Origin of the sequence: Calidithermus chliarophilus DSM 9957 (genome assembly GCF_000430045.1) — a bacterium.
Taxonomy (GTDB): Bacteria; Deinococcota; Deinococci; order Deinococcales; family Thermaceae; genus Calidithermus; species Calidithermus chliarophilus.
This window is the reverse complement of record NZ_KE387027.1, coordinates 263,099-278,564: the sequence shown is the minus strand read 5'-3', so window position 1 is coordinate 278,564 and position 15,466 is coordinate 263,099. Positions and strand designations below refer to the sequence as shown.

General features: G+C 69.4%; 14 protein-coding genes. 8 read left to right on the top strand and 6 right to left on the bottom strand.

Going from position 1 to position 15,466, the window contains the following annotated elements; all coding sequences use genetic code 11:
- The 5 genes from MEICH_RS25990 to MEICH_RS0118345 all read left to right on the top strand — a co-directional run.
- Nucleotides 1-842 (top strand): polysaccharide deacetylase family protein (locus tag MEICH_RS25990; RefSeq protein WP_051304338.1); only part of this gene is annotated, 842 nt, incomplete at its 5' end.
- Between the two features lie 8 nt (nt 843-850).
- Nucleotides 851-1,852, top strand: coding sequence for an MBL fold metallo-hydrolase (locus MEICH_RS0118360; protein WP_027893800.1), 1,002 nt, complete (start codon nt 851-853; stop codon nt 1,850-1,852).
- A 358-nt stretch (nt 1,853-2,210) separates the two neighbouring features.
- Entirely contained in the window at nt 2,211-2,891 is a 681-nt protein-coding gene (locus MEICH_RS0118355) for a ceramidase domain-containing protein (RefSeq protein WP_027893799.1), read from the top strand.
- Between the two features lie 11 nt (nt 2,892-2,902).
- Nucleotides 2,903-3,988: a RuBisCO large subunit C-terminal-like domain-containing protein gene (locus tag MEICH_RS0118350; RefSeq protein WP_027893798.1), complete on the top strand. Its 1,086-nt coding sequence runs from the start codon at nt 2,903-2,905 to the stop codon at nt 3,986-3,988.
- Between the two features lie 25 nt (nt 3,989-4,013).
- The gene (locus tag MEICH_RS0118345) at nt 4,014-4,493 is read left to right on the top strand and encodes a cupin domain-containing protein (RefSeq protein WP_027893797.1); all 480 of its coding nucleotides are present in this window, start codon (nt 4,014-4,016) and stop codon (nt 4,491-4,493) included.
- 18 nt (nt 4,494-4,511) lie between these two features.
- Here the strand turns inward: MEICH_RS0118345 and MEICH_RS30530 are convergent, their stop codons facing one another.
- Complete coding sequence (locus MEICH_RS30530) at nt 4,512-4,643, bottom strand: hypothetical protein (protein ID WP_275052631.1); 132 nt, start codon at nt 4,641-4,643, stop codon at nt 4,512-4,514.
- Nucleotides 4,644-4,753: 110 nt separating this feature from the next.
- Here MEICH_RS30530 and MEICH_RS0118335 point away from each other — a divergent pair, with 110 nt between their 5' ends.
- On the top strand, nt 4,754-5,416 hold the full coding sequence (locus MEICH_RS0118335) for a thioredoxin family protein (RefSeq protein WP_245587710.1): 663 nt from the start codon (nt 4,754-4,756) through the stop codon (nt 5,414-5,416).
- Between the two features lie 344 nt (nt 5,417-5,760).
- Here the strand turns inward: MEICH_RS0118335 and meaB are convergent, their stop codons facing one another.
- From meaB to MEICH_RS0118310, 5 genes are all read right to left on the bottom strand, one after another.
- Nucleotides 5,761-6,693 (bottom strand): methylmalonyl Co-A mutase-associated GTPase MeaB, encoded by a 933-nt coding sequence (gene meaB / locus MEICH_RS0118330; protein ID WP_027893795.1) that lies wholly within the window; start codon nt 6,691-6,693, stop codon nt 5,761-5,763.
- A gap of 220 nt (nt 6,694-6,913) precedes the next feature.
- Complete coding sequence (locus tag MEICH_RS29870) at nt 6,914-9,397, bottom strand: Ig-like domain-containing protein (RefSeq protein WP_027893794.1); 2,484 nt, start codon at nt 9,395-9,397, stop codon at nt 6,914-6,916.
- 84 nt (nt 9,398-9,481) lie between these two features.
- Nucleotides 9,482-10,276, bottom strand: coding sequence for a universal stress protein (locus MEICH_RS0118320; protein ID WP_027893793.1), 795 nt, complete (start codon nt 10,274-10,276; stop codon nt 9,482-9,484).
- Between the two features lie 37 nt (nt 10,277-10,313).
- Entirely contained in the window at nt 10,314-10,685 is a 372-nt protein-coding gene (locus MEICH_RS0118315) for a RidA family protein (RefSeq protein WP_027893792.1), read from the bottom strand.
- Between the two features lie 271 nt (nt 10,686-10,956).
- Entirely contained in the window at nt 10,957-11,925 is a 969-nt protein-coding gene (locus MEICH_RS0118310) for a Stp1/IreP family PP2C-type Ser/Thr phosphatase (RefSeq protein ID WP_027893791.1), read from the bottom strand.
- Between the two features lie 415 nt (nt 11,926-12,340).
- On the opposite strand from MEICH_RS0118310, the gene aceE reads away from it, so the two are divergent.
- Together aceE and MEICH_RS28180 are read left to right on the top strand one after the other, a co-directional pair.
- Complete coding sequence (gene aceE / locus MEICH_RS0118305) at nt 12,341-15,103, top strand: pyruvate dehydrogenase (acetyl-transferring), homodimeric type (RefSeq protein ID WP_157202899.1); 2,763 nt, start codon at nt 12,341-12,343, stop codon at nt 15,101-15,103.
- A gap of 86 nt (nt 15,104-15,189) precedes the next feature.
- A partial coding sequence (locus MEICH_RS28180; RefSeq protein ID WP_157202952.1) for a biotin/lipoyl-containing protein occupies nt 15,190-15,466 on the top strand: 277 nt, incomplete at its 3' end.

The following is a 15,466-nucleotide window of genomic DNA, read 5'->3' as shown; positions in this document are numbered from 1 at the left end:
AGCCGGTGGAGCCGGGCTCCTCGTCCGGGGCCTCCCCTACCCCGCCCCTCCCCGACGCCGCGCCCGAAAACGGCGCACAGCCCTCGAGCCCACCCCTCCCCGAAGAACCCGCCGCGGCCCTGCCGCCCCGCTACCCCGAGCCCCAGCCCCGCCCCGCCGACCCCTCCACCGGCCTCAAGGTGGCCGACGCCTTCGACGCCCGCATCGTGCGGCGGGTCAAGCCCGCCGAGGAAGCGAGGCTGGTGGCCCTCACCTTCGACGACGGCCCCTGGCCCGGCTCGACCCCGGCGGTGCTCGACATCCTGGCGCGGAACGGCGTCAAGGCCACCTTTTTCTGGATCGGGCAGCACCTCGAGCGCTACCCCGACCTCGCGCGGCAGGTGGTGGCCGAGGGCCACGCCGTGGGCAACCACACCTACAGCCACCGCAGCGCCGCCAGTCCCGCCGAGGTCGCCGCCCTGGAAATCGGCCGCGCCAGCGCCCTCATCGAGGAGGTCACCGGCGTCCGCACCACCCTCTTCCGGCCGCCGGGAGGCCACCTCGAGAACGGCCTGGTTAAGCACGCGCTCGAGCAGGGCTACGTGGTGGTGATGTGGTCGGCCCTCTCCGACGACACCAAGCCCGGCGCCGACGCCGCGAGCATCGTGCACAACGTGATGGGGCGGGTCCGGCCGGGCAGCATCGTCCTGCTGCACGACGGGGGCGGCGACCGCGCCCGCACCCTCGAGGCCCTGCCCCTGCTCATCGAGCGCCTGCGGGCCGAGGGCTACCGCTTCGTGACGGTGCCGGAGCTGCTCGAGTCCGGCGAGGTCGACACCAACCCCTGGGCCGCCCGCCCCTGAGGCCCGCCGTGAGCCTGCGCTTCCAGGTGCTCGGCGCGCCCGGCCGCGACAACGCCCTCTTCGTGTGGGCCGACAGCGGCCACGCCCTGCGCCGCTTCCTCTTCGACTGCGGCCAGGACTGCACCGCCGACCTCCCCTACGCCGAGGTCCAGGCCGTCGACCACCTGTGCTTCTCGCACCTGCACATGGACCACGTCGGCGGCTTCGACCCCTTCTTCCGCGCCACCTTCGAGCGCCCCGAGCCCGTCACCGCCTGGGGCCCGCCCGGCACTGCCCGCATCCTCCACCACCGCCTGCAGGGCTACCTCTGGAACATCCCCGGCGACCACGGCGGCACCTGGCGCGTCCGCGAGGTCCACCCCCGCCACCTGCACACCTACCGCTTCGAGCTGCCCGAAGCCTTCGCCGTCGCCCACGACGAGGGCACGGTCCCCAGCCACGGCCTGCTGCTCGAGACCGAACACTTCACCCTCGAGGCCATGGCCCTCGACCACCGCACCCCCTCGCTGGCCTACCTCCTGCGGGAGAGGCCCCGCCAGAACATCGACCCGCAGAAGCTCGAGGCCCTGGGCCTGCCCCCCGGGGCCTGGCTCAAGCAGCTCAAGGAGCCCGCGCCCGGTGAGCACAGCCTCGAGGTCGAGGGCCACGCCTACGACCTCGCCACCCTCCGCGCCACCCTCCTCACCGAATCCCCCGGCGACTCCATCGCCTACCTCACCGACTTCCGCCTCGACGAGACCGCCCTCGAGCGCCTGATCCCCTGGCTGAGGGGCGTGCAGACCCTGGTGTGTGAGAGCCAGTACCGCCACGCCGACCTCGAGCTCGCCCACAAGAACTACCACCTCACCAACGTCCAGGCCGCCACCCTCGCCAAGGAATCCGGCGCCGGAGATCTCATCCTCTTCCACCTCTCCGACCGCTACGGCTCGAGGGAGCGCAACCTCCTGCTGCACGAGGCACAGAGCATCTTCCCCGGCACACGGTTTCCTGAGCATTGGGGGGATGGATAGTCGATGGTCGATGGTCGATAGCCCATAGCTGATAGCCGATAGCTAAACGCCCTTTGGGATTAATCATCCACTGGGGTTGTGCCCGGCCCGTAAGCCAACTACAGCCCCACTCCCCAGGGGACATTTGCTCGGTGGTCGCTGCCCGCCCCGGCCGTGAATCCGCGGCTCACGAGGGAGGGGGTGTCGGGGGTGTCGGGGGAGCTGAGGGGGAGGTGATGTGGAATCGCCTCCCCCTAGCTCCCCCGACGGCGGAGCAGTCCCCGCCAAACCACAGCACCACAACACGCCCCTCCCCCACCAACACAACAAGCACACGAGAACCACGCTCACCAAACCCCAGCGGTACACTGGCAGGGATATGGACAACCCGGCGGGCTTTTGGGAGGGCTGGCGGGCGGCGAGCTGTGTGCCCGACTGCTTCTGCGAAGCCGTCCGTGCCGAATCCTGGGTGCGTCAACCCGCCAACACACTCTCCTCGCTGGCCTTCGTGCTCGTCGGCCTCTGGGCCCTGAGGCAGCCCTCGAGCCCCTCCCCCTTCCACCCCTACCGCCCCTACTTCGTCCTCGCCACCCTCCTCATCGGCCTTGGCAGCGCCTTCTACCACGCCTCGCTGAGCTTCGCCGGGCAGTTCTGGGACGTGCTGGGGATGTACCTGCTGGCGGTGCTGATGCTGCTGTACCGCCTGCGCCCCGGGCGCCTGTTCGGCGTGGCCTACGGCCTCAGCGTGGCCCTGCTGGCCCTGGCGCTGTGGTTCTGGCCCGACCTGCGCCGCTGGCTCTTCGCCGCAACGCTGCTGGGCGCCATCGGCCTCGAGCTGCGCCACCTGGGCCGCCACCGGCCCCGCCTGCGCCCCGGCCTGTTCCTCGGCGGCCTGGCGCTGTACGCCCTGGCCTTCACCCTGTGGGCGCTCGACGCGACCGGGGCCCTGTGCGACCCGCGAAGCTGGCTCCAGGGCCACGCCCTCTGGCACGCGTTGGGCGCGCTCGCGACGGCGGCACTGTTGCTCTACTACACCTCCGAGCGGGCCCCGGCACAGTAGAATCACCCCTCATGGAGCGCCTCACCGCGACCTACCACCTCCGCAGCAGGCCCGAGGACGTCGAGGCCCGGGCGGCGGCGCTCGCGACCGAGCAAAGCCTCGAGCTCCCCCCCTCCGCCGTGCGGGACCCCTGGATCGTGCGGGAATTGCTGGGCCGGGTGGAGCACGTCGAGCCCCTGGGGGCCGACCTCTTCCGGGTGCGCCTCACGCTCGCGCTCGAGACCACCGGGCTCGAGGCGGGCCAACTGCTCAACATGCTCTTCGGCAACTGCGCCCTTCAGGAGGACGTCGAGCTCTACGACGTGGAGCTCCCGCCCGCGCTGCTGGCCGCCTTCGCCGGGCCCGCCTTCGGCGTGGCGGGGCTGCGCGAGCGGGTGGGGGTGTGGGGGCGGCCCCTCACCTGCACCGCCCTCAAGCCGCAGGGCCTGAGCCCACAGCAGCTCGCCGAGCTGGCCCACACCCTGGCCCTGGCGGGCCTCGACTTCGTCAAGGACGACCACGGCCTCGCCAACCAGCGCTTCGCCCCTTTCGCCGAGCGGGTGCGGGCTGTGAATAAGGCGGTGGATAAGGCCAACCGGATCACCGGCGGCCGCACCTGCTACGTGCCCAACCTCCAGGGCAGCCCCAAGGAGGTGCTCGAGCAAGCCTGCATCGCCCGCGAGGAGGGCGTTGGGGCGGTGATGCTCGAGCCCATGATCGTGGGCCTGCCCTTCTTCCGCGAGCTCACCCGCGAGATCGGGATGCCGGTGCTGGCCCACCCGGCCTTCGCCGGGCAGCGCATCCACCCCGCCCTGCTCTTCGGCAAGCTCTTCCGCCTCTTCGGTGCCGACGCGGTGATCTACCCCAACTACGGCGGGCGCTTCAGCTACAGCCGCGAAACCTGCCTCGAGCTCGCCGCCAACGCCCGCAGGCCCTGGGGCCACCTGCGGCCCGCCCTGCCAGTCCCGGCCGGGGGGATGGGCCTCGAGCGGGTGCCCGAGATGAAGGCGGTCTACGGCCCCGACACCCTGCTCCTCATCGGGGGGGCGCTGCTATCGGCGGGGGAAGAGCTGCTCGAGCGCGGCCGCGAGTTTGTCGAGCGGGTAGCTAAAGCCTAAAAGGCCCCACGGTATGCTGTCGGGGATGAAGGTGACTCGAGCCAAGCACAAGCGGGCCCACCTGGGCGGCCACCGCTGGGACGGGGTGGAGGTTCTGGAGTACAAGGCCGAAGGCTCCGCGCCCTTCCGCGACGTGACCCGCCAGGTGCTCTTCGCCGACCCCGAGCTCGCGGCGCAGTGGCGCTACTTCGAGGTGGCCCCGGGCGGCCACACCACCCTCGAGCGCCACCGGCACGTCCACGCGGTCATGGTGATCCGGGGCCGGGGCCGCTGCTTGGTGGGCGAGGAGATCCACGACCTGCACCTGCACGACCTGGTCTCGATCCCCCCGCTCACCTGGCACCAGTTCCACGCCGCCGCCGACGAGCCGCTGGGCTTCTTGTGCCTGGTCAACAGCGAGCGCGACCGGCCCCAACTCCCCACCGAGGAGGACCTGCTCGAGCTGCGCCGCAACCCCCACGTCGCCGCGTTCATCCGCACGGGCGAGGCCGGCACGACCGGCTGAACCCACAGGCCCTGCGGCCTATCGCTCCCCGCCCCCGCCCTCCTGGTCCTTCGGCTTGAAGGGGTCGTAAAAAGGCGAGGTGAACAGCAGGACCAAGACCAGCGCCAGCACGGCGACAACCCCGACGGCGATCCACAGCAGCAACTCCATCCGGCACTCCTCCTGGCTTCCAGCCCCCGGAAGCTTAGCAACGCCGGGGGGCCGGGGCCGTGTCTTCGCTGACGATTGTCCTGGCCCGCTCCCCCTAGACTCAGGGCGTTATGCGAGAGCGGATGCACCCCCTCACCACCCCCGAGGAAGTCGAGCAATTCCTCAAGAGCCAGCCCGTCGTCGCCATCTTCAAGGCCGGGACCTGCCACAAGACCATGCAGGGCTGGGGCAACGTCGAGCGCATGCTGCGCGAGCGCCCCGAGATCGCGGTGGGCATCATCAAGGTCGTCGAGCACCGCCCCGCCTCCAACCGCGTGGCCGAGCTGACCGGGATCACCCACCACTCGCCGCAGGTCATCCTCTTCCGCGACGGGCAGCCCCTCTTCGACCTCGACAACTGGAGCATCACCCTCGAGAACCTCGAGCCCCTCTTCGCCAAGCACCTCCCCGACGTGAAGGTGGAGCCGAGCCGGGCCGGGGGCAACAGCAACCTCGAGCCCTACAAGCGCCTCCTCGACGCCTACTTGGGCGGCGCCGTGAGCGAGCCGCAGTTCCAGTGGACCTACCTCAACATGTTCCGCGAGGACGCCTCGCTGCGCTCGCAGGAGGAGTTCGAGCTGCTCAACTCCCTCTTCGGCAACCCCGACGAGCACCACATCCACCCCCTCGCGATCCTGCAGCACGAGCAGCAAAACCCCTCGGGCATCCCCCTGAAGGACCGTGCGGCGGCGCTGCGGGAGAAGCTGGAGGAGCTCGAGCGGGCTCGGGCTTGAGGGGGACTGTCGATGGTCGATAGCCGATAGCTGATAGCCGATAGCCCAACGCCAAACGCTCTTCACCCCCTTAACAAGGGGGGCCAGGGGGATAACCCCTCCCCGCGCGCGGGGAGGGCTTCCTTTCACCACACGCCACGAGCCTTCCGCGGAAGGCTGAAAGCTGATAGCTGACGGCTACCGCCTGCCCGCTTACAGCTCATACCAGATTCGGTTAGTTCGTCACCGAATGGTGACGCCGCCCCGCCAAGGCGGGGCGGCCGACCGTAAGGGAGTGCACTAGGATTCAAAAAGATAGCCTGCGGGGCTCTTCGGATCGGATGATTATCTTTTTGAATCCGGTATCACCGGCTCAGCTCAGGATTTCCCAGCAGCCGCGCTGCTGCGGCTTCGGGGGTGAGCTCGCCGTGGGCGACCTGGGCGATGAGGTCCTGGCCTTCGCGGGTGCGGCGGCGGCCCCACTCCTGGATCACGCTCTCGACCTCGAAGCGGGCGCGCTCGAGCCGCCCCCCCTCGAGCAAGCCGTGCTCCTGGAGGTGGGCGTAGTGCTGGTCCATGGCGTCGAGCAGTTCGGTGATGCCCTCGCCGCGCGAGCCGACCGCGCTGAGCACCGGGGGTTTCCAGCCGCCGGGGCGGGCGGGGGCGAGCTCGAGGGTGGTCTTGAGCTCCTGGATCACCCGCTCGCCGCCGGGGAGGTCGAACTTGTTGACCACGAACACGTCGGCGATCTCCATCACGCCGGCCTTGAAAGCCTGCACGGCGTCGCCGGCCGCCGGGGTCAGCACCAGCACGGTGGTGTCGGCGACGCGGGCGATGTCCACCTCGCTCTGGCCCACGCCCACCGTCTCCACGAAGATGCGCTCGAAGCCGAAGGCCTCGAGCAGGGCCAGCGCGCCCACCACCGCGCCCGCCAGGCCGCCCAGGGCGCCCCGGCTCGCCAGGGAGCGGATGAACACGCCCGAGTCCTGGTGGTGGCGCATCATGCGGATGCGGTCGCCCAGGATGGCCCCGCCGGTGAAGGGGCTGCTGGGGTCTACGGCCAGCACGGCGACCCGTTCGCCGCGCTTGCGGGCTTCCTCGATGAGCCGGTCGGTGAGGGTGCTCTTGCCGGCGCCGGGACTGCCGGTGAGGCCCACCACCCGGCTGTTGCCCCGCCCCCGGAGGGAGCGCAGCAGTTCGGCGCCCGCCGGGTGCCCGGACTCGGCCCAGGTGATGGCCCGGGCCAGCGCCCTTGGGTCGCCTGCGGAGAAGCGCTCGAGTAAGGTCTGGCTATCCATCAGTGCGATTCTACCGTCTTACGTCGTGCGCGAGACGCTGAGCGCTAAACGCCGATAGCCTATAGCCGATAGCCGATAGCTCAACGCCGATGGCCGAGCGTCGAACGCCTTTTTCCTTTTCCCCTCCCCGCTGGCGGGGGAAAGCACGCGTTTGGCTATCAGCTATTGGCTATTAGCTATCGACCATCGACCATCGACCATCGACAGCTTCCCCCCAAACCTAGTAAATCCGCAAATTCTCGAACTCGTTCTTTCCATAGCCTACCGAGCAGTCGTACAGCCCTACCCGGCCCACGCTGATGCGCTGCTCGTCGGAGGTGAGGGGGTGGTAGAGGATGGGCTCGCTGTTTACCCACACGGCCACCCAGTCCCCGTCGGTCCAGAGGGTGGTGGAGTTGCTGGTGCCGTTGCGGAGGGTGTCCTGCATGTTGATGCGCCGCCAGATGTACTCCGATTCGCCCGCCGGCTTGAGCCGCACCTCGACCTCGGTGGAGCCCTCTCCCTGGCTGGCGTCGCGGAACTGCATGGCGACGAGGTAGCTGCCGGGCGGGCCCGAACCCGCCCCGCCGCCGAGGACGGCCGGGCCGGTGAAGGCGACGGTGCCCGGGGGGGAGAGTTGGACGATGGTGGACTCCACCTGGACCCGGCTGGCGCTGTGGGGCACGGCCTGGAGCAGGCAGTCGGTGAGGGTGCTGCTGGCGCGGGCCCGGCCCGAGGCCAGGCTGAAGGTCTGGTCGCCAAAGACGTGCTCCCAGGTCTTGCCCGCGTTGCTGCGGCCCGGCAAGGAGCCCGAGCCGCTGAACTCGTCGGTCCAGACGGGGGTGCTGGCTTTGGGCGCGTCGGGGGGCTCGAGCTTGAGGTTGGCGGGGATGGGCACCTCGCGCTGGTGCGCGAAGAAGCGGCTTATTGCCGAGTCGCCGGCCCCGTCGAAGCCCAGGCCCACGTTCTTGACGCTGCTGCGGGTGGCGTCGCTGGCGACGAGCGGGCCCTTGTCGTCGAGCCAGGCCTGGATCTCGTTGCCCTCCAACCGCACCGTCACGTCGTGGGTGCCGCCGGGCTCGAGGCTATGCCCGGTCTGGGCGAGCACCTGGGGGCTGCCGCCCGAGCTCACCCGGTAGATCTGTATCCCGCCGGCGGAGAAGCGCACGCCGTGGTAGTTGTTCGCGTCCTGGACCCGCACCAGCAGGTCCACGGCCTCGGGCGTGCTCCCGGTCTTGACGCGGGCGCCCAGCAGGTAGGGGGTGCTCGAGCCCACGCTGACGTAGGCGCGGGCGGGGGCGCTCGAGGGGGCCTTGAGCCCGTCGGCGGTGCGGGCGATCTCCCCGGTCAGGAGGTTCCAGCGCTGGCCCGTGCTCGCGCTGGCGCCCAGGGCCCCGGAGCCGGTGCCGGTCTCGGCCAGGAAGGCGCTGAGCCACCAGTTGCGCAGCCCCGAGTCGTCGATCTTGAGGCGGGGTACCACCACCGCGTGCGCGTAGCTGCCCCGGTTGTGCAGCCCGAAGTACATCTGCCGCCCCGACCAACCGGTGCTGGCCCCCAGGAAGCGCATGTTGGGGTAGGCCGCCCCGCCGGGCACGCCCTGCATGTCCACGGCATAAAAAAAGGCGCCCATGTCGTTGGCGATGGTAACGATCTGGCGCCGGGCGTGGCGGAAGGGGACCCGGTCGGGCCGGGCCCCGCCCCCCACCCCGAGGTAGTACCCCCCGAGGCCGCGCCCCTCGTAGCCCAGGAACAGCACGTTGGAGTTGGCGTAGGGGTTGGTGGGGGCGGGGCTGGCGAAGAAGCCCACGGCGAAGCCCTCGTCCACGTCGGCGGGGAGCTGGATGTCGCCGGGGCTGAGATCCACCACCGCCCCCAGGCCGGTGACGCGCTCGAGCGCCCCCCGGCTGTAGCTCATGCGGCCCCAGCCCGGGCTCGCCAGGGGCGGCATCACGAGGAAGCTGTTGCGCTGCGCCAATTTGCGCTCGAGGTCGCTGCCCGCGACCTCGCCGCCGACCACCGCCCCGGCCGCTTTGTCGGCGTCGAAGCCCTCGTCCACCTTGCCGATGACGATGATCGTTTCGCTCACGGTGAGGCTGGCCTCGCCCTGCTGGCCGCTGGCGTTCTCGGTGGCCCGGATCTGCGCCGTCCCCGGCGCCACCCCCCGCACCACCCCGGAACCGTCCACGGTGGCGACGGCGGGGTTGGACGACGTCCAGGTGAAGGTGGCTGGCACCTCGCTGCCGGAAGCGTCGGTGGCGACGGCCGTGGCCGTCACGTTCTCGCCCACCTCGAGGCCGGCCTGGGGCAGCGTGACCTCGACCCGCGTCACCACCGGCGTCATCTCCAGGCGCACCTCGTTGCTCTGCCCGGCGACGATGTCCTGCTCGGCGCTGGCCTGCGCCAGCACGTTGCCCTTGCCGTCGGGCTGGTCGTAGGCCCGGGCCACGAAGACCGCCCGGCCCACCGGCGCCTTGACGCGGCCCTCGGTGGTGCCTTTGTTGAGGGTCAGGGTGTCGTGGACGGCCGTGCTGCCCACAGCCCGCACGGTGACGACGATGCTCTGGGCATTGACCGGGATCACCTGGGTCAGGGATTGCGGCCACAGCACGCGGACCACGGCGGCGGCGGAGGGCGTGGAGGGGGTACAGGCAGCGAATAAAAGCATCAGCCCGGCCAGCAGGCCCGGGCCGATCCTGGAATGACGCAGGGAAACAGCAGCCCTCATGGGCCGCATTCTAGTGCGCCGTACATGAGGGGAGCAGGAGGGAGGGTTAAGTTTTATTAGCCGGCGCTGAGGGTGAAGGATCGCCTAAGGGTGGACGAAGACCGGCACCCGGGCCCGGTTGAGCACGCTGCGGGTCACCGAGCCGAACATGCGGTTGCCCCGGCTGCGCCCCATGAACAGCGCGCTCACCCCGTGGCGCTCGGCGTAGTCGAGCAGGGCTTCCTCGGGAGGGCCCGAGGAGGGCAGCACCTCGACCTGGATGCGCTCGCGGGCCTCGCCCGGGAAGTAGCTCACCAACGTGTGCAGGCGGGCCTGGTCGGCGCCCACCGCCCCGGGCTCGACCACGTGGAGCAGGGTGAGGTTGCCCTCGCTGCGGAGGGCGATCTCGTAGGCCAGGCCCAGCGCCCGCTCGGAGGGGTCGGCGAGCGCCGTGGCGACGAGGAGGTGGCTGAAGCGGCGCAACTGGGTGTCGCGGCTGACCACCGCCACCGGCTTCTCGGCCTGCGCGATGACCCGCTCGGCGGTGGTTCCGATGAGCCGGTCCTTGAGGCTGTCCTCCCCGTGGGTGCCCATCACCAGCAGGTCGTGCTCGGCGGCGTGGTGCAGGATGCGGGGGATGGGCTTGCCGGCCTCGAGCACGGCCTGGGCCGAGGGGTCGAGGCCCTGGAGCTGCTGCGCGAGCGCCTGGTGCCACTCCTGGTCGGCCTGCTGGAAGATCTTCTCGTTCTCGCTGCTGAAGAACTGCGCCGGGCTGGCGTAGCGGGGCTCGGCCACGTGCAGGACGGTGAGGCTGCCGCCCAGCAGGCCCCGCAGGTGCTGGGCCAGCTCCAATGCCTTGTACGACGCGGGGGAAAAGTCGGTGGGGTGAAGGATTTTCATGGCCACCTCGAGGCGGGGCTGGGGCGGCGGCTGGCGCCTAGATCACGGCGATGCAGGCCACTTCCACCGCCACGTCGCGGGGCAGGCGGGCGGCCTGCACGGTGACGCGGGCGGGGTAGGGCTCGCTGAGGTACTGGCTGTAGACCTGGTTGAAGGCGGCGAAGTCGTTCATGTCGCGCAGGAAGCAGGTCGCGGAGACCACCTTCTCCAGCGAGGAGCCGGCGGCCTCGAGCACGGCCCTGAGGTTGCGCATGACCTGGTGGGTCTGGGCAGCGACGTCGCCGTCCTCGAGGGTGCCGTCGGGGCGCAGGGGGATCTGGCCGGAGCAGAACACCATGTTGCCCGCCACGATGGCCTGGCTGTACGGGCCTACTGCTTGAGGAGCCTGGTCGGTGTGCACCTTGTTCATGCCCTATAGCTTACCGTGCGGCGGCGGGTAGATGAGACCCGCCCGCCTTGTCATACCAGATTCGGTTGGTTCGTCACCGAACGGTGACGCCGCCCCGCCAAGGCGGGGCGGCCGACCGAAGGGTGTGCTCTGGGATTCAAAAAGATAGCCTCCGGGGCTCTTCGGATCAGATGATTATCTTTTTGAATCCGGTATCATGGGTTGTCGGCAGCTTCCATAGGAAAACCCGCCGAGCGCAGGGATTGCCCTGCGCTCGAGAAGCTCCCACGGGTCAAGGGTTGATCGGCTTGCCCGGCCCGAACTGGCTGTAGAGGACGTAGGCCAGCAGCCCGCCCCACAAGAGCAGCAGCAGCCAGTTGCTCCAGCGGCGCCAGAAGCCCCTCGGCCGCTCGGGCTCGATCACCTGGGTGGTGACGCCCTCGGGCTCCTGGCCCAGTTGCAAGTTCACCGGGCCCCCCTTGGCCGCCTCGACCGCCAGAGCGTAGGGCCGCTGCTGGGCGGGGACGTGCGGGCCGACGGCGGCCACCAGGACGCTGATGTTGTCGGGGCCGCCCCACTCGTTGGCGAGGGCGATGAGCCGGGGCACGGCCTGCTCGGGGGGGTAGTTGCGCAGCACCTCGGCGATCACCGGGTCGTCGAGCACGCTGGTCAGGCCGTCGGAGCACAGCAGGAAGAGGTCGCCGGGCTCGACCTTGAGGCCGATGAGGTCCACGCGCACCTGGGGGAAAGAGCCCAGCGCGTTCGTGATGACGTTGCGCCAGCGGTGGTTGCGGGCTTCGGCCTCGGTGAGCACGCCCTGGCGCACCCGCTCGGCCACCCAGGAGTGGTCGTTGGTGAGCTGGACCATCTCCCCCTTGCGGTAGAGGTAGGCCCTCGAGTCGCCCACGTGCCCCAGGATGGCGTAGGGCAGGTCGAGCCACAGCGCGGTGGCCGTGGTGCCCATCCCGCGCGACTCGGGCGCTTGCCCGGCGGTGTAGATCTCGCGGTTGGCCGCTTCGAAGGCTTTGACCAGGTTCTGCGGGGAGGGCGAGTCCTGGCGCAGGTTGGCGGTGATGTGATCGACGGCCAGCCTCGAGGCCACCTCTCCCGTGCGGTGCCCCCCCATGCCGTCGGCCACAACGAAGACCCCCCCGTAGGGCGTCAGCTCGTAGCTGACCGAGTCTTCGTTGAGGTCGCGTTTGCGTCCGGGATCGGTCTGGGCAGCCGCCAGCACCACCGGGACGCTCTCGGGTCTCGCCATATCTATGGGGGATTATACGGGCGGGGTGGAGTGCCGCAGAGCGAATTTGAACGTCCGATGACGCTGCAGGAGGAAGATAGCGCGTCGGGATGAGTGGTGAGCGGTCAGCGGTCAGTTATCAGCTTGTGGCCCGTAGCGTGTGGTGAACCCTTCCTCTTCCCTCCCCGCGCGCGGGGAGGGTTTATCCCCCCAGCCCCCCTTGCCAAGGGGGGTGACAAGGCGTTTTACGTCTCGCGTCTTGCGTCTTGCGTTTGGCGTTTGGCGTTCGGCGTTTTGCGTTTTGCGTACGACGTACGACCCGTGCCCGGCTATCGGCGTTCGGCCATCGACCCTATTCCATCCAACAAAAAATATTTTCCGCACACCATCTTAAGGCCCTTCTCGAGGTGTAATCTGAGGCTTGGGAGAAAGTCAAATGATCACGGACCTAGAGCTCATCGAAGCGCGGGCCAAGCTCTCGGCTGAGGAGCAGATCAGCCTCGAGGACCTGGAGACCAAGGAGTGGCTCGAGTCGCTGGAGTACGTGCTGCGTTCCGCCGGGCGCGACCGGGTGGTGGCGCTGGTGGAGGCGCTCGAGCGCTACGCCTACAAGCACGGGGTGATGCTGCCCTACAAGCTGCGTACCCCCTACATCAACACCATCCCTGCCGAGCAGGAGCCCCCTTACCCCGGCGACCTCGAGCTCGAGCAGCGCATCGCCAACATCCTGCGCTGGAACGTCATCGCCATCGTGCAGCAGGCCAACAAGAAGGCCGACGGCATCGGCGGGCACATCGCCACCTACGCCTCCATCGCCGAGCTGATGGAGGTGGGCTTCAACCACTTCTTCCGCGGGCACGGCGCCGGGATGGACCGCGACCTGGTGTTCTACCAGGGCCACATGTCGCCCGGGGTGTACGCGCGCAGCTTCCTCGAGGGCCGCTTCAGCGAGGACGACCTCGCCCGGTTCCGCCGCGACCTCACGCCGGGGCCAGGGCGCATCGTCACCAGCTACCCCCACCCCTGGCTGATGCCCGACTACTGGGAGTTCCCCACCGTCAGCATGGGCTTAGGGCCCTTGCAGGCCATCTACCAGGCCCGCTTCATGCGCTACCTCGAGGACCGCGGCCTCAAGCCCAGGTCCAGCGCTAAGGTCTGGGCCTTCCTGGGCGACGGCGAGCAGGACGAGGTGGAGACCCTGGGCGCTTTGCGGGTGGCCGCGACCGAGGAGCTCGACAACCTCATCTTCGTGGTCAACGCCAACCTCCAGCGCCTCGACGGGCCGGTGCGCGGCAACTCCAAGGTGATCCAGGAGCTCGAGTCGGTCTACCGCGGCAACGGCTGGAACGTGATCAAGGTGGTGTGGGGGAGTGCCTGGGACGAATTGCTGGCCAAGGACACCGAGGGCGTGCTGCTCGAGCGCTTCGAACAGCTCGTCGACGGCGAGAGCCAGCGCTACGCGGCCTACGGGGCCAAGGAACTGCGCGAGAAGTTCTTCAACACCCCCGCCCTGCAGAAGCTCATCGAGGGCTACACCGACGAGCAGCTCGAGATCCTCACCCTCTCGCGCGGCGGCCACGACAAGAAGAAGGTCTACGCCGCCTACAAGGCCGCGGTCGAGCACCGGGGCAGCCCCACGGTGATCATCGCCCGCAGCGTCAAGGGCTACGGCCTGGGCCCCACCGCGCAGGCCAAGAACGTGGCGCACCAGGTCAAGAAACTCACCCCCGACGACCTCGAGGAAGCCCGCGACTTCCTGGGCATCCCGGTCGCCGACGAGGACCTCGAGAAGACCCCCTTCTACCACCCCGGCCCCGACAGCCCCGAGGTGCGGTACATGCTCGAGCGCCGCGAGGCCCTGGGCGGCCTGATCCCCGCGCGCAAGGTCGAGTTCACCCCGCTCAACACCCCCGACGCCTCCTTCTTCGAGGAGTTCTACGCCGGCAGCGGCGGGCGCGAGATCTCGACCACCATGGCCTTCGTGCGCATGCTCACCAAGCTGGTGCGCCACCCCGAAGTCGGCAAGTACGTCGTGCCCATCGTGCCCGACGAGGCCCGCACCTTCGGCATGGAGGGCGTGATCTCCTCGGTGGGCATCTACAGCCCCAAGGGCCAGCTCTATGAGCCCGTGGACGCGGGCACCGTGACGGTCTACCGCGAGTCCAAGACCGGGCAACTGTTGCAGGAGGGCATCAACGAGGCCGGGGCCATGTCCAGCTTCATCGCCGCGGGCACCGCCTACGCCCACTACGGCATCCCCACCATCCCCTTCTACATCTACTACTCGATGTTCGGGCTCCAGCGCGTGGGCGACTTGGCCTGGGCCGCCGCCGACCAGCGCACCAAGGGCTTCTTGCTGGGCGCCACCGCCGGGCGCACCACCCTCAACGGCGAGGGATTGCAGCACGAGGACGGCCACTCCCACGTGCAGGCCCTGCCCATCCCCAACATGCCCGCCTACGACCCGGCCTTCGCCTACGAGCTCGCGGTGATCCTGGAAGACGGCCTCAAACGCATGTACAAGGACGGGGAGGACGTCTTCTACTACCTCACCCTGATGAACGAGAACTACGCGCAGCCACCCATGCCCGAGCCCCGCGAGCAGGTGCGCGAGGGCATCTTGAAGGGGATGTACCTCTTCAAGAAGTCGGAGCTCAAGCGGCCCAAGGCCCGCGTGCAGCTTTTGGGCAGCGGCACCATCTTGAACGAGGTCATCAAGGCCGCGGAGGTGCTCGAGGGCTACGGCGTGGCCGCCGACGTGTGGAGCGTGACGAGCTACAAGGCGCTCTACTACGACGCCATGGAGACCGCGCGCCGCAACCGGCTCGACCCCCAGGGCATCGCGTCAGCGACCGGCAAGGCCGGAAACCTGGCGGCCAAGCCCGAGAAGCCCTACGTCGCGCGGATGCTCGACCCCACCGAAGGCCCCATCGTCGCGGCCAGCGACTACGTGAAGGCCCTGCCCGACCTGCTCTCGGGCTACCTCGAGCGCCCCATCCACAGCCTGGGAACCGACGGCTTCGGCCGCAGCGAGACCCGCGAGGCGCTGCGTGACTTCTTCGAAGTCGACGCCAAGCACGTCAGCGCCGCCGCGCTCTCGGCCCTGAAGAGCGAGGGCAAGCTCACCGCCAAGGCCGTCAGCGACGCGTTCAAGAAACTGGGCATCGAGAGCGGCCGGGAGGCGCCGCACAAGCGCTGATCACCGAGAGCTGATAGCCTATAGCCAAAAGCTTTCTCGCCACCGGCTATGAGCTATCAGCCATTAGCGCAAACCGAAAGGAGCATATGGCTACCGAACTTAAATTGCCTGACCTGGGCGACAACGTGGCCTCCGCCGTGGTGGTGGGGGTGCTGGTGAAGGAAGGCGACAAGCTCGAGGCCGGGGCCCCCTTCCTCGAGCTCGAGACCGACAAGGCCGTGGTGGAGGTACCCGCCCCCTCCGGCGGCACCGTCGAGAAGGTGCTGGTCAAGCCCGGCGACGAGGTCAAGAGCGGCCAGGTGGTGGTGACGCTGGGCGACGGCGCCCCGGCCGCGGCCCCCGCGCCCGCCAAGAGCGAGCCCG